This is a genomic window from Peribacillus sp. NPDC046944 (assembly GCF_050272735.1).
In the GTDB taxonomy this organism is placed as follows: domain Bacteria; phylum Bacillota; class Bacilli; order Bacillales; family DSM-1321; genus Peribacillus.
Map to the genome: position 1 here is coordinate 174457 of NZ_JBNNML010000007.1, position 14155 is coordinate 188611.

General features: G+C 38.5%; 14 protein-coding genes and 1 riboswitch. Of the genes, 2 read left to right on the plus strand and 12 right to left on the minus strand.

Features of this window, described 5'->3' with window-relative positions; translation table 11 throughout:
- Positions 1-105: 105 nt before the first annotated feature.
- The 9 genes from ACQKIC_RS14800 to ACQKIC_RS14840 form a co-directional block, all read right to left on the minus strand.
- On the minus strand, positions 106-1383 hold the full coding sequence (locus ACQKIC_RS14800) for a Glu/Leu/Phe/Val family dehydrogenase (RefSeq protein WP_402869216.1): 1278 nt from the start codon (positions 1381-1383) through the stop codon (positions 106-108).
- Positions 1384-1648: 265 nt separating this feature from the next.
- Positions 1649-2224, minus strand: a complete 576-nt coding sequence (locus tag ACQKIC_RS14805) for a genetic competence negative regulator (RefSeq protein WP_402869218.1) — start codon at positions 2222-2224, stop codon at positions 1649-1651.
- 85 nt (positions 2225-2309) lie between these two features.
- Positions 2310-3203, minus strand: coding sequence for a MerR family transcriptional regulator (locus ACQKIC_RS14810; RefSeq protein ID WP_402869220.1), 894 nt, complete (start codon positions 3201-3203; stop codon positions 2310-2312).
- Positions 3204-3300: 97 nt separating this feature from the next.
- Positions 3301-4065 (minus strand): metallophosphoesterase, encoded by a 765-nt coding sequence (locus ACQKIC_RS14815; RefSeq protein ID WP_427668671.1) that lies wholly within the window; start codon positions 4063-4065, stop codon positions 3301-3303.
- 145 nt (positions 4066-4210) lie between these two features.
- Positions 4211-4669, minus strand: coding sequence for a DUF2663 family protein (locus ACQKIC_RS14820; protein ID WP_402869222.1), 459 nt, complete (start codon positions 4667-4669; stop codon positions 4211-4213).
- Positions 4670-4816: 147 nt separating this feature from the next.
- Entirely contained in the window at positions 4817-5605 is a 789-nt protein-coding gene (locus ACQKIC_RS14825; protein ID WP_402986111.1) for a LysM peptidoglycan-binding domain-containing protein, read from the minus strand.
- On the minus strand, positions 5583-6212 hold the full coding sequence (locus ACQKIC_RS14830) for a CPBP family intramembrane glutamic endopeptidase (RefSeq protein ID WP_402869226.1): 630 nt from the start codon (positions 6210-6212) through the stop codon (positions 5583-5585). Before ACQKIC_RS14830 ends, ACQKIC_RS14825 begins: the two co-directional genes overlap by 23 nt.
- Entirely contained in the window at positions 6202-7710 is a 1509-nt protein-coding gene (locus tag ACQKIC_RS14835) for a RecQ family ATP-dependent DNA helicase (protein ID WP_427591734.1), read from the minus strand. Before ACQKIC_RS14835 ends, ACQKIC_RS14830 begins: the two co-directional genes overlap by 11 nt.
- Entirely contained in the window at positions 7707-8774 is a 1068-nt protein-coding gene (locus ACQKIC_RS14840; protein ID WP_427591733.1) for a helix-turn-helix domain-containing protein, read from the minus strand. The genes ACQKIC_RS14835 and ACQKIC_RS14840 overlap by 4 nt, the downstream gene beginning before the upstream one ends.
- Before the next feature lie 286 nt (positions 8775-9060).
- On the opposite strand from ACQKIC_RS14840, the gene ACQKIC_RS14845 reads away from it, so the two are divergent.
- The gene (locus ACQKIC_RS14845; protein WP_402869232.1) at positions 9061-9309 is read left to right on the plus strand and encodes a ferredoxin; all 249 of its coding nucleotides are present in this window, start codon (positions 9061-9063) and stop codon (positions 9307-9309) included.
- A 134-nt stretch (positions 9310-9443) separates the two neighbouring features.
- Here ACQKIC_RS14845 and ACQKIC_RS14850 read toward each other — a convergent pair whose 3' ends face one another.
- Positions 9444-10016: an ECF transporter S component gene (locus ACQKIC_RS14850; protein ID WP_402956660.1), complete on the minus strand. Its 573-nt coding sequence runs from the start codon at positions 10014-10016 to the stop codon at positions 9444-9446.
- 170 nt (positions 10017-10186) lie between these two features.
- Positions 10187-10319: riboswitch (FMN riboswitch) on the minus strand.
- A gap of 339 nt (positions 10320-10658) precedes the next feature.
- Between ACQKIC_RS14850 and serA the strand changes: the two genes are divergently transcribed.
- Entirely contained in the window at positions 10659-12233 is a 1575-nt protein-coding gene (serA, locus tag ACQKIC_RS14855) for a phosphoglycerate dehydrogenase (RefSeq protein WP_402869235.1), read from the plus strand.
- Positions 12234-12323: 90 nt separating this feature from the next.
- On the opposite strand, the gene ACQKIC_RS14860 is transcribed toward serA, so the two are convergent.
- Both ACQKIC_RS14860 and sigX read right to left on the minus strand, forming a co-directional pair.
- Positions 12324-13538 carry a hypothetical protein gene (locus ACQKIC_RS14860; protein ID WP_427591732.1) on the minus strand — a complete coding sequence of 405 codons (1215 nt, stop codon included), beginning with the start codon at positions 13536-13538 and terminating at the stop codon, positions 12324-12326.
- Positions 13504-14085, minus strand: coding sequence for an RNA polymerase sigma factor SigX (gene sigX, locus ACQKIC_RS14865; RefSeq protein ID WP_402869238.1), 582 nt, complete (start codon positions 14083-14085; stop codon positions 13504-13506). Before sigX ends, ACQKIC_RS14860 begins: the two co-directional genes overlap by 35 nt.
- Positions 14086-14155: the final 70 nt, after the last annotated feature.

Genomic DNA, 14155 nt, shown 5'->3' on the forward strand with positions numbered 1-14155 from the left:
CTATTAAAAAATCCTATCATTAGATGATAGGATTTTTTACATATCTTTTCAATGATAATGCTCGTACGCTCTAGCAATACAAGTTAATCATACATCATTAAATTATTAAATCCATCCACGGAAGCGAGATGCTTCTGCCATTTTCCTAACACCGACCATATATGCTGCCAATCGCATGTCAACACGTCTGGATTGGGAAAGATCATAAATGTTATTGAATGATTTCACTAGTATTTTTTCGAGCTTTTCGTCAACTTCTTCTTCAGACCAATAATATCCCTGATTGTTTTGGACCCATTCGAAGTAAGATACGGTAACGCCCCCAGCCGAAGCCAAGACATCAGGAACCAATAAGATTCCACGATCCGTTAGAATTTGCGTAGCTTCTATAGTAGTCGGTCCATTGGCTGCTTCAACCACGATGGAAGCTTTAATGTTTGAAGCATTCTCTTCCGTGATTTGGTTTTCAATGGCGGCTGGAACCAAAATATCGCAATCCAATTCTAGAAGTTCTTGATTAGTGATTGTCGTTTTGAACAGTTTTGTAACCGTACCGAAACTGTCTCGACGGTCAAGTAAATAATCAATATCCAAACCATCTGGGTCATGAAGTGCACCATAGGCATCGGATATACCGATCACTTTAGCACCGGCATCATGCATGAATTTCGCTAAGAAACTACCTGCATTCCCAAATCCTTGTATGACGACTCGTGCCCCTTTAATATCAATGCCGCGTTTCTTAGCCGCTTCATTAATGCAGATGGTCACACCTTTAGCTGTTGCAGATTCACGTCCATGAGATCCACCTAGTACAAGAGGTTTACCAGTAATGAAACCAGGCGAGTTGTATTCATCTATACGGCTATATTCGTCCATCATCCACGCCATGATTTGTGAATTAGTAAATACATCTGGTGCAGGAATATCCTTTGTGGGTCCTACGATTTGGCTGATTGCACGGACATAACCCCGGCTAAGTCTCTCCAATTCCCGGAAGGACATATTACGTGGATCACATACAATTCCACCCTTCCCACCACCATAAGGAAGATCAACAATGCCACATTTCAAGCTCATCCAAATGGACAGTGCTTTTACTTCACGTTCCGTCACATTCGGATGAAAACGAATGCCACCTTTTGTAGGACCAACAGAATCATTATGCTGTGCCCTATATCCTGTGAAAATTTTGACGGAACCATCATCCATACGAATTGGCATTTTCACCGTCAATAATCGTAAAGGCTCTTTTAAAAGCTCAAATACTTCTTCAGGATACCCCAGTTTGTCCAGTGCTTTATGTATTACTGTCTGGGTAGACTTTAGCACGTCATGTTTTTCTTCCTCATTCACATGGCTATTCCCTTTTGCCGATTCCATTATAGTACCCCCTATATAATCTAGATCCATTATTATTAGTGATAAGTGCTCTTCAGTGCTAGTATACACCTTCGCAATATTAAAGCAAAGAGTAAAAATGGGAATTTAAAAGTTAGAAATATTCAAAAAATGAAAACGGTAACATTTACGTTTATATACTTGATACTTCCCCTAATCTTAGAGGTTAAACCGAAAAGGAACGAGGTTATCCAGGCAAACCGTTTTCGGCTATATTTGAAGTGTCTGCCCTGTCTCCTCTTTTCTACTAAATGAAATGCGTGATTAAAACATGTATGGCTTCCTTTTCAATTAGGCGGGTTCCGTATTCATTTATGCGGGATAATGTCAGCGTCGAAGCATGGCCATATTCGGCTGCAAGGGAGATGACCGTTTCATAAGTTGCATCCCTAACACCCTCAATCAATAAATAGTATTTTCCTTCATAAAAATAAAGGGCACTATTGAGCATCCCTTGGAGGGTCAGACGATGACACAACTGAATTACATCTTCAAAATCGTGGAAAACATAAAGAATATGGGGAGATTCATCAACTTTAACCTGCAAATCCAGAAATTCTTCTTCCTCAGTAAATAATTCTTCTTCATCCTTCGTTACTATAATGATCAACCCTTGAGCAGGTAGGGAAAATATTTCAATGGCAATCGAACCACTCATTTTAAAACTGAGCTCTTCACAAGCTTCTTCCACCATATCTTGAAACAATTTGTGCACTTTCAAGGAATTCCCTAAGATGTCTTCTTTTGTGATGCCTCTATCAATTAAATCATCGAGGGTCAAAAAAATCTTAATCTTATTGTTCGTTAATCGTTCCAGTTTCATAAAAAAATGCCCCCTGGTTTCCATCTTCATACATCATATGAAGACTTGGTCTCAAGGTGCATATCCATTATTTATGAGGAAAACATTAAAATTTCAACCACTTATTCCAATCCGATTGGAGACCGCCAATGAATACATGCTTGAATTTATTACGGTCATCGTCAGAAAGATGATTCAGCGCTTCTCCCCCAAGACCTATTTTCAGGTCAGGGAACTCCTGCCATAGCTCATCTATCAACTTTAAAGTTCCCGGGAGATTCTCAGAAAGCGAACATGACATAAAGAGGTAAGATGGTTTGATTATATTCAATACAGTAAAGAGGTCTTCATCAGCTATCGATTCACCTAAATAAACCGTTTCATACCCTTTTCTTTTTAAGAAGATTGTGAAAATCAGCAAACCGAATTCATGCTTTTCCCCTGGCGCACAAACGGTTAGTGCTTTTGGCAATAAACCACTTGTCGGGATAGTATGCATAATCGAACTGATTCTAGCTTTGATAATGGATGAAGCAAAATGTTCATGGGCTGAAGTAATTTCACCATTTTCCCATTTATTGCCTATTTGAACCAAGATACCTCCAAGTACTTCAACTACCGTTTGCTCGATACTGTACATACTGAATGCCTGACTAATAATCAGCTGGGCCTTATTTTCATTGAAGCTTAACAGTGCATCAAGGAGTTCATTCGCTAATTTGAGCGTTTGTTCATTATTTTGCTTGGTTTCGTGGACATCTTCCGCTATCCTTTCAGATCCTTCAAGCAACGAAACGGCTTGACTAATCGTGAACCCTTGGTCTGTTTTATTGATTAACCACTTTAGGATTTGCAGATGCTTTTCCGTATACAATCTGTGACCTGAATCATTCCTGATAGGTTCAATAAAGTGATAACGTCTTTCCCACGCCCGTAAAGTACCTGGCTGGATACCTAGCAGTTTAGAAACTGCCTTAATATTATATTTACCTTCTTGCATAAGTTTACAAGGCCTCCAATAACAGAACATCATTGATGAAATTATAGTGGATTAATTCCACTCTGTAAAATTCAAATATGCTCATTGAGTTAACGGCCTAATAGATTTTCTCCAAAACCTCTCCATATTCTGTAGATTTCCCTTTTTTCAATGTGAACAGATGGGTTTCCGGCTTTGCCTCAAGCCTTAATGGCACAGTACTTGTCCCATATCCATTACTAGTTATGTACATGCATTCCGTTTCGTTCCTTATGCCTCCCAAACGATATGGGCCAAATCCAAATATGCGTATCTGCCCACCATGGGTATGCCCCGAAAGAACGAGACTGATACGATTTTCTGACTTTAGTTGTTCTTTAACAAGTGGATTGTGACTGATCAAAATCCGAAAATGCTCATCCCCGCAGTCCGAAAGAGCAAGGTCGAGTCTGTCTCTTTCAACTGAAATATCATCTATGCCTAAGAGAGCAACCTTTTCTCCTGACTCCGACTCAAAAGAAACGGAAGTGTTATCCAATATCTTGACCCCGAGATTCAGAAGTGAGGCATCCAATTCATGAAAGTCCCCTTCGTAATCATTATTCCCCCATACAAAATATATAGGACCAATCTCTTTCAGTTTCAAGATATTTTTTTCTACCCGCTCTAAAGGGACTCCACTTTCCCTAATATCCCCTCCAATAATGACTAAATCCGCTTTACCAACGACATCTTCGATTAAACGATCCGATATGATTCTCCGATGTAGATCGGAAATAAAAAAAATCCGAATTTCCCCAAATCCTTCCGGAAAGTTGCTGAAATATAAATCCTGGATAAGTAGCCTATCTTGTTTAGCTGTACGCCACATGTAAAAAACCATCACACATATAAGCAGTACCAAACCCAAAAACACATAAACCAAAAACATCTTTCATTAAACCTTCTTTCTTTTCAATTACCGAAATCCTTCCGAAACTTACTCATAAAACCATAATACCCGCTATTCAATATTCCTAACTAGGAGTTTATTTATTTTCATGAAATAAGTTAATATCATAGTTCTTCTTCATCATGTCAAATACCTTGTGCCGATTTTTCCATTCATCCTCTTTTTCCCACAACTGTTTGCTTTTGTTGATAATTTCACATCGAAGCAATTGAAATTCCTTTTCTGCTTTATCCATTTTCTTTTTGATCATCATCATATAACCATAGATTCCGGTCGTCGCAGCCAAAAATAAAAAATGGCTAAAATGGTCAACAAAGACACTGAACATCTTAAAGAACGAATAGGAATAAGGAACAACTATATATAAATAAAGATATATCAAGAAAAGAGCAGCGATAATCATTGTTGCCCATAAACTATGAAGATGCTTCTTTTTGAGCGTCTCGAATTTTTTTTTGCGGACCACAACATTCTGTAACATTTGTTTTGCCGCCTGATCGGTTTTATCATCCAATAAAATGATTGCCGGTTCCATTTATCTTCCCCCTCTTTCCTAATCCTTCAAATCATGATATGAGGTTGTCTTGGAAAAAATGATAATGGGGGCGGACCTTTACTATAAATAACCCACCTTAGGAAAAAAAGCACCCTGTCGATCTTAAGAGACAGAGTGCTTTTGCTTTTACTTTTTCAGTGGTATCTTCAAGACTTGTCCCTTCGAAATCTCATTGCCATTCAGCCCGTTCCATTTCTGAATTAGCGCAATGCCTTCCTGCGATTTGTAGTAGTTCATCGCAATCCTGAATAATGTCTCTTCTGCCTGAACCGTATGGTAAACAACTTTATATCCGTCAGCCTCCGATTTGGTAGCTGCGGCATCCCCAGAAGCTACTTTATTATCTGCTTCTTGTTTGGCTTTCGCTTCCGCTTCTGCTTTAGCCTTTGCTTCTGCCTCTTGTTTGGCCTTCGCTTCCGCTTCTGCTTTAGCCTTTGCTTCCGCTTCTTGTTTGGCTTTTACTTCCGCCTCTGCTTTAGCCTTTGCTTCCGCTTCTTGTTTGGCTTTTTTCTTTGCTCTTTCTTCTGCAGCCTTATCTTCCTCTTGCTTTTTTTCTTTAAGCTTAGCAGTATCTTTTTCTTCTTTTTCCTTAATATCCCCGGCCGTTGCCGTTGTCGGCACAGCCTCTTCTATAGTTTCTTCGTCATCACTAAAATTCACCACTTCACTACTTTTGGTATCCTTTTCAGGCCTATCCTGAAGGTATGTATAAAGACTATAAAATCCTATAGGAAGCAAAATGAAAAATAGCGATAATAATTTAATCATTGGGAACTTTATCTTCACTTTGCTTTTTTTCTTTTTACTCTGATGAACCTCACTTCTTTTTGGTAAAGATGACTTCACCTTATGACGATCGGATCGCGTACGAAGTTCTCCAGCTTGATCGTTTTCATTCTCTTTTACACGACTCATCTAAGTCACCACCCTCTTCACATACTGCCAGCTTTACATACTTATGTCTTATTAATATACCGAGGATAAAATCTATTAAAAAATGGGCTGTGATCGTCACTAAAATATTTTGGGTCCATTCAAACAAAAATCCGATGAGAAAGCTTAAAAGCGTCACATTCAAAAATAAAAACCAATTAAATAAGTAACGATAATGAACCGCCGCAAAGATAATGCTCGTCCACAATAAGCCTATATGTGTCTGCATAACACCACGAAATAATAATTCCTCGCTAACCGCTACTAACAAAGAGACGATAAAGATCATGGGATATGGTAGGCTACTGAAAATGCGTTCATTGACTCCACCATCATCCTGATAGGAAACAGGGGTCACTTTCATCATGACCACATCAAAAATGACCACTAAGATTCCAGCAGGGACACCTATCAACAAAATATCCATATCTTTAATGTCAAATAAAGAACGAAAGGTAGAAAAATCTTCAAATAAGATAATACCTAAAAAAAAGCCAATCGTTAAGAGAATAATTTGGGTCAGGAACAAATTATATAGTAACTGTTTGTCTGTCAGCTGTTTAATTAATTGCGCCTGCTTATTTTTCATGCCCATTATCCTTATCCAATAAGATAAAAGCTAATTCCTGTTTCCATGTAGAATATGAATTACCCTGCTGTTCCTTTACTGCCGGCCATACATCCAAGATATTTTTTGCATCTATTCCACAACGATCGCAACATACGTCATTCCCTTTTCGCTGCTCTTCTTCAAAATAATGCAAAATGCCCAAACGCCTACATATTTTAGTATGAATCCAATTCAAAAAAACGTTCAGCTTTTCCTGATTTTGCATCTTTCTTGTATGACAATAGTCTTTCATCCTTGTTCTATGCAATGGTGAGTCATCATCCGTCAGAAATTGTGTGAAAAAACGGAATTGAATATCATTCAAGGAAAAGCTCTGAAGAAGATGCTCTTTTTCAGAAAGACTTAAATCAGCCATACTTCTTTTCGCTTCATTTAAATACGAACAAACGGCCTCAATTTGATGGTCAGTTGGTAGCTGTTGTTCCATCAAATGCAACGGAAGTCCTTCATCCCCTTCGCTATATAGTAAAATGGCTACACTTTGTTTTTGGTCACGGCCTGCCCTCCCTATTTCTTGAAGGTATGATTCCATTGTGGATGGCATATGAAAATGGATGACAAATCTAACATCAGCTTTATTGACTCCCATTCCAAACGCACTCGTTGCACAAATGATTTTTAACTGGCCCAAGATGAATTGCTGCTGAATGAGCATTCTTTGCTCCTGTTCCATACCTCCATGATAATAATTGACACTACCGACTCCATTTTCCTGTAAAAAACCCGAGACCGCTTCAGCCACTTTTTTCGAAGAAAAATAAATAATTCCACTACCTGGGAATTCCCTGACAAGCGAGAGGACACGGGCAAGCTTTTCTTCGTAGCTATATATATTTTCCACAAGTATCGCGATATTTTCCCGATCAACGGATGAAACGATTTCCTTATGTTGGGATATATTCAATTTCCTGATAATATCTTCCCGTACTTCTTTTGTTGCTGTTGCCGTCAAGGCAAGCGTTAATGGGTTATTTAACTTACGCCTCACTTCTCCCAAGTTCAAGTAATCCGGCCTGAAATCATATCCCCATTGAGAAATGCAATGCGCCTCGTCAATGACAAATAAGCCTATGTCAATTTTCCTTAAAGACTGGATTACACTTTCTAGCCCAAGCATTTCGGGAGACAGAAAAATAAACCGATACGTTTGCAATCGTTCAAATGCCTGTTTTTTTTGATACGCGGTCAGAAAAGAATTGAGGGTCAGAACACTTTTTTCCCCTCTCATCTTAAGCTGATCCGCCTGATCCTGCATCAAGGATAATAACGGTGAAACAATTATAGCCGTCTTATTGATAAGGTAAGCAGGGAGCTGATAACATAATGATTTACCAGACCCTGTAGGAAGCATTGCCAATGTGTGGGTCCCTTCTAGCAAGGATTCGATTACCTCATGCTGTCCAGGACGAAAATTGTCAAATCCAAATTTATCTTTCAGGACTGTATTCAAGTTCATCCTCTATCACCTATTTTCGCAAGTACAAGCCTTATTTGAAAAAAACTAATTTGCTCATTATCGACAGCTTCCTTGATTGCCTTGAGTTTTCTCGTATTCAACCGTTTAATGACCGTAATGATTTTGTCTTCATCCTCTATTGGAACATAGTCATTTATCGAAAAACTTTTGTCCGATAGCACGATTTCTACGAGATGATCCTCAATCGTATTTCCTTTTAAACGACGAATCTCTGCAATTTCCTGTATCGTTTTCCCTGCCTGAATATATTGCAGAGTCGTATGAGTCGATTGTGTTAGATGAGGATGCCCACCATTTTTCCAATCATGGATTAGAGAAGCCAACAGAGGGTAATCGCGTACTGTTGATATCTCTGCGAGCATTTGATGCAATGAATCGAGAAAAACGTAGTGTACAAACCACTCATCAATTTCTTTCCTTTTTCCAATCTGCTCAAACGTAAGTCCGATTCGATTGACCCCCGTAATTTTCAAAACAAAAATGTCACGGTTCAACTCACTTTGCATCTCTAAGAGGGTGACCAATTCATCAAAAAGATGCTGAGCAAGCAACTCTCGATTTTGTTGGTTGGCATATAAAAAACCCTTTACGAATTCCTGTACTCGTTGATTCTGTTGTATCGGATAAAAAGGCCTTTCATTGTGGACAATATGGGATATAGTTTGGATAAGAAGATTGAGTCTTCTCCAAAAATCCGGGGTGATGTTTTGGTATTTCCACCCATTTAGTGATAAAGGAAGAGTCCACTTTTTGAAATAAGAGGCCAACGCCCCTCCTCCTTGTTCACTAATCAAATACACATCATTTTTTTCCGTTGGTTCGATTAGTTTCAGTTCAAGAAACAATTTTATGTTTTGAGATAACTCCTCCCGGGTAAAACGAGGCATAGTCCCAAATATATTCGTCAGACCAAATAAATGCGCATCCTGAATAGTCTGGGACGATTTTTTACCCTGAAGCATATGATAAATTGCGTAGATGGAACGCTCACCTTGGAACTTTTGTATCGCATATAAAATGATTGCTTGAAGATAATTGTTCATGAAACTCACATCCTTGTTCCATTTATCCAATTATATTGTAACAAAAATCTGCAAATACCGCCTTTTTTTATGTCATATATGCAACGATATTTGTGAATAAACAACTAAATACGTACTCGTTATAAAGAAATTTTCCCAATAATTTGTGTTGACTTTTCATATACTGCCGTATTATCGTTACATTTTCTATTGATAAGTTCGGCATTCGGTCTTACAATAAGAAAGAGATGTTAATCTATAATAAAAAGGTTTTGAGTTGTAAATCAACTTAGGAGGGGTTTTATTCATGGCTAAATTTACTATTGTTGATAAAGAAACATGTATCGCTTGTGGAGCTTGTGGAGCTGCAGCACCAGATATCTATGATTATGATGATGAAGGAATTGCTTTTGTTACGCTAGATGATAACGAAGGAATCGTTGAAATCCCCGATGTTCTTATAGATGACATGATGGATGCATTTGAAGGATGCCCCACAGACTCTATCAAAGTCGCAGACGAATCATTCGAGGGCGACGCTTTAAAATTCGAATAAGAATAAAAGCCATTTTCATTTTGAGAATGGCTTTTTTTATGTATTTTTTAAAACTTCTCCCCATACATTAAAGAGGCAGAAACAACCCAGTTATAATCTGGTGGTTTCTGCCTCTTTTTATATATTAAGCATGTTTATATAACACTTGTTTTATTGATCCATGTTTGGAGTTTAACAAATAATAGCATGAAAACGGAAGTGATGAGCACCCCTTTAATGATGTTAAAAGGGAGTATTGCCGCAGTTACGAATTGTCTTGACTCTGGTGCGGTCATGGCATCCCATCCCATAAAGAAAGTATATGCCGGTAAAAAGACATAATAGTTCAAGACACTCATAATTAGCGCCATGGAAACTGTTCCGGCTAGCAAGGCAAATGTCATTCCTTTTTTCGAACTTATTTTTTTATATACATAATATGTTGGCAGTATGAATAATACCCCCGCTATAAAGTTAGAGATATGTCCAACCGGTACACCCGTATCGCTTCCAGTCATGACCATATCCAATAAGTTTTTCAGGAATTCAACTAAAACTCCTGCAAGCGGTCCGAAAATCAATGCCGCCATCAGTGCTGGGATGTCACTAAAATCAATGTTCAGAAAAGGCGGAAATCCCGGAAATGGAAAATTCAAAAGCATTAGTAGGTAGGAAAGACTTCCTAGCATTGCAAGTGTGACCATCTTTTTAACTTTGTTCGATTTCATAGTTCTCTCTCCTTCTTTTTCTTGATCTACCTTGAAAAAGAGGTTAGGGATCCTTCATGAATGTTGATGTTCAATAAAAAACCCCTTAATTCCGACAGAATTAAAGGGATAAATTAAAGGTTTCATCAAACAAACGTTCAGCACTTGACTGTTTGAACGCATTCAGGAACCTCCATCTTCTCCCATCCAGACTATACTGTCGGCTTTGGAATCCCACCAAATCCTGCCCTAAGGCTCGCGGGCTTAGAAGAATTTTTCTTCATCACCGCCGGTGGGGAGTTACACCCCGCCCCGAAGATAGACCTATAAAATTAATTTACAATTTTCATTATAAATGATTTTTCTTTTTTTGAATAGTATTTTCATCGCAACTATGAATTTACGACAATCGAATATTACACTTTTATTCATTTTAAACAAAATATGTATTTATAATCACGACGTTTTACTCGGTCTAAAATAATTTTTATTTTTAGAAAATTACGACTCAAACCCTTTGCCCTTGCGGTTTTGGACAAGTGAATTTCAAAGTAACTTTAATTAAAGCGCTTACATATAGGTATGCTAAATTGACAGTTTTCCCATTTCAATTGTAAAATTAACTGAAATTTAAGAGAATTTTACCTAGGAAGGTGTTTACACGTGTATCAGATTTTAGTAGCAGATGCCATCAAACCAGAAGGACTCGGACCGCTTTCAGAGGCATCCAATATTCTTCTTATTCAGAAGACTGTAGAAGAAGCAGCAAACGAACTTGATCAGATTGATGCAATACTGGTTAGAAGTGCAACAAAAGTTACAGAAGATTTAATGAACCGCATGCCAAAACTAAAGATCATTGCTCGCGCAGGTGTCGGCGTTGATAACATTGACATTCCTGCCGCAACAAAACGCGGAATCGTTGTTGTGAATGCTCCTGACGGAAATACAATTTCAACAGCTGAACATACATTTGCCATGATGGCTTCCTTGATGCGCCATATTCCGCAAGCTTATGCTTCCCTGAAAAATGGAGAATGGAAACGCTCTTCTTATACAGGAACGGAACTTCGTGGGAAAACTTTAGGCATTATTGGTTTCGGACGAATTGGTGGAGAAATTGCCAAACGCGCAAAAGTTTTTGGCATGGAAGTCATAGTTTATGACCCATTCTTAACAGCCGATCGTGCAAAAAAAATGTCCGTAACTTCCCTGACTTTAGATGAATTGCTCCCTAAAGCGGATATAATCACTGTACATACACCTCTAACGGACGAAACTAGAGGGTTAATCAATAAAGAAAAGTTACTCACCTGTAAAAAAGGCGTGTACGTATTGAACTGTGCACGTGGCGGAATCCTTGATGAAGATGATTTATATGAAATGATTGTCGAGGGACATGTAGCTGGAGCCGCGTTGGATGTATTTGTTGAAGAACCACCGCTTGGCCATAAATTACTTGAACTTGATAACGTCATCGCTACTCCTCATTTAGGAGCTTCCACTAAAGAAGCCCAATTGAATGTTGCCGTTCAAGTCGCCCAAGAAGTATTAACCTATTTTGAAGGTAATCCTGTATCAAGTTCAATTAACCTTCCAGCCATTTCTAAAGAGGTGTTTGAAAAGGTTCAGCCATTCTATCAACTAGTCCAACAAATGGGCTCCATTGCCTCACAATGCATGAAAGAAGGCATTCAGGAGATTTCCGTAACTTATGCAGGTGAATCATTGGACTTCGATACCGCTATTCTGACAAAAAGCCTAATAGCAGGCTTCTTCAAATCAAGAGTAGATGCTTCAGTTAATGAGGTGAATGCGCTATTGGTTGCTAAAGAGCGGGGCATTACCATTGGCGAAAAGGTTTCTACTGACTCTCTAGGTTATTCTAACCTGATCAGTCTAAAAGTAAAAGGCGACACTCGCGAATTAACCATTAGTGGTACTCATATCGAGAACTATGGTTCCCGGATTGTCAATCTGAATGGTTTCAAAATTGATTTCCATCCAGAAGCTAATTTACTTTATATCCAACACACTGATAAACCTGGAGTAATCGGTAACGTCGGTAAAATTCTTGGTGATCATGCCGTAAATATCGCGACTATGCAAGTTGGTCGTAAAGAAGCTGGCGGGGAAGCTATCATGGTATTGAGTTTCGATAAACCATTAGAAGATAATATGAAGCAATTCTTAGAGGAAACACAAGAAATTACTTTCATGGCCCGAATAGCTTTATAATTTCCACTTAAGGATGCCCCACTAGCGGGCATCCTTTTTTTGTTGAACGACCCTCATCTGCCTCTCACATCGCAAGCATGCACTTGACCTTTAATTAACTAAGTTAGGAGCAACGGGTACTGTAATCTCTTCCGATAAATTCAGAGAACCTACCATTTCTACAGGGGAGTTTTCAAACTTCACCTTTGCATAGCCAAAGTCTTTAGCTGTAAATAGAATGACTTCCAAACCTTGAAGCGACTCTGAATCATTCTTCAAGCGGCCTTCTTGTGCCAGTTCTACAGTTACTAAACCCCCATCATATGTTAGGTTCTCCCACTTCAAACTCTCCGGTAGAGCAGAAGAAATCCCTTCTATGCCAGGTTCCTCCTTTGCCGCTTGTAGGGCCTCTTCCATGTTCTGATAATCGATATTGCTAGGCACAAGGAAACTTGAAGATGATTTATCCGTGTGATAAAGAAAGAATGTGCGATTCTTGTGCTGGGGAATTTCTTCTTCTATTACTGTTCCGGCATGAGCAAAACTGGCACCAGATTTTCCGTCCGTTGTAAATGTCACTTTATCAATATTTAGATAGGATAAGGTTTCTTCCATGGTTCTAAGAAACACGATATCCTCATCTAGCAGATTACTGCCTGCCCGTAATTCGATATTTGCTGTGTTGTTGGTGGGAACATGGGATACCTTAATATCTAGAGGGAAATAATCGAACAGGCCATATTTTTTCTCATTAATGGTCGACATCTTTTTTACCACCTGATCCAAGGCTTCCGTTTCTTCGATAGTATCGACTACAAAAGATAGAGGTACGATAAAATTCTGTTGGTGATCAGGCACGCCTAGAGTTATTGTCGACTTCCCCTGCAAATCTTCTGAGTAGATCGCACGAATGGGTGTTTTTTCTTTTTCCACTTGTTGAGATTTACTTTTCAATTCATTTTTTTCTATTGGTTCGCCCTCAATATCTTCCTTTACATCCTGCTTTTCATTTGATTCAATATCATGCTTTTCTTGCTTATCCAAAATGATCTTACTTTCTGAAATGGCCAATTTTCCATTGCCGTGGCTATTAACCTCCTGCTCTTGAGATTCATCTTTTCCAATCATCAGTGAAGATCCAATGATCATCATTAAGAATAAGGAGGCAATGCCCACAATACGAGGAATCCAAAGTTTTTTACGGTTTCTTCTTTGCTTACCTTCTATCCTCGAAAACACTTCTTTCTTCGAGCGTTTATCTTTTACCTCCGGAAGTTGGCGAAGCAAGTCCTCAATTTCTCTTTCTTTCCAACGGGATTTCTTCAAAGGAATTCCTCCCCTCTTCTGATGAATCATCCATCATTTTTTTAATCGCTTTTAAAGCGCGGTGTTGCGTTGTTTTTACCTTACTTTCACTCCAATTCAGTACATCCGCGGTTTCTGAAATGGACATGCCTTGTATGTACCGTAAAATAATGACTGCTTTTTGATTAACAGTACATCGATTCAAGCAACGATATATCTCTCTGACATTATCATTCATAATGGCCACTTCTTCGGGAATCGGCTGATTATCTTTAATCATCTGACCATCCCAATCAATAGTGGGAATGATTTTATTCTTCCATCCTTTTTGTTTCCGAAAATAATCAATGGTCACATTTCTCGCAATGGAATACATCCAGGTTTTTTCACTACTATTGCCTTCAAAACGATTATAGGCCTTCATTATCCTGATATAAACTTCTTGAACCAGGTCCTCTGCCGTTTCACGGTCTTTGGTCATATAATAAATGAATTGATAAATTTCCTGGTGATATTTTTCATAAAGATCGTGGAAAATGGAATTCATTATTTCTCCACATCCGTTCATAATTATAGTCGATATTTTCATATGAAAGTTACATACTTATTTTATACTAATTACCCAATTTACTCCATAT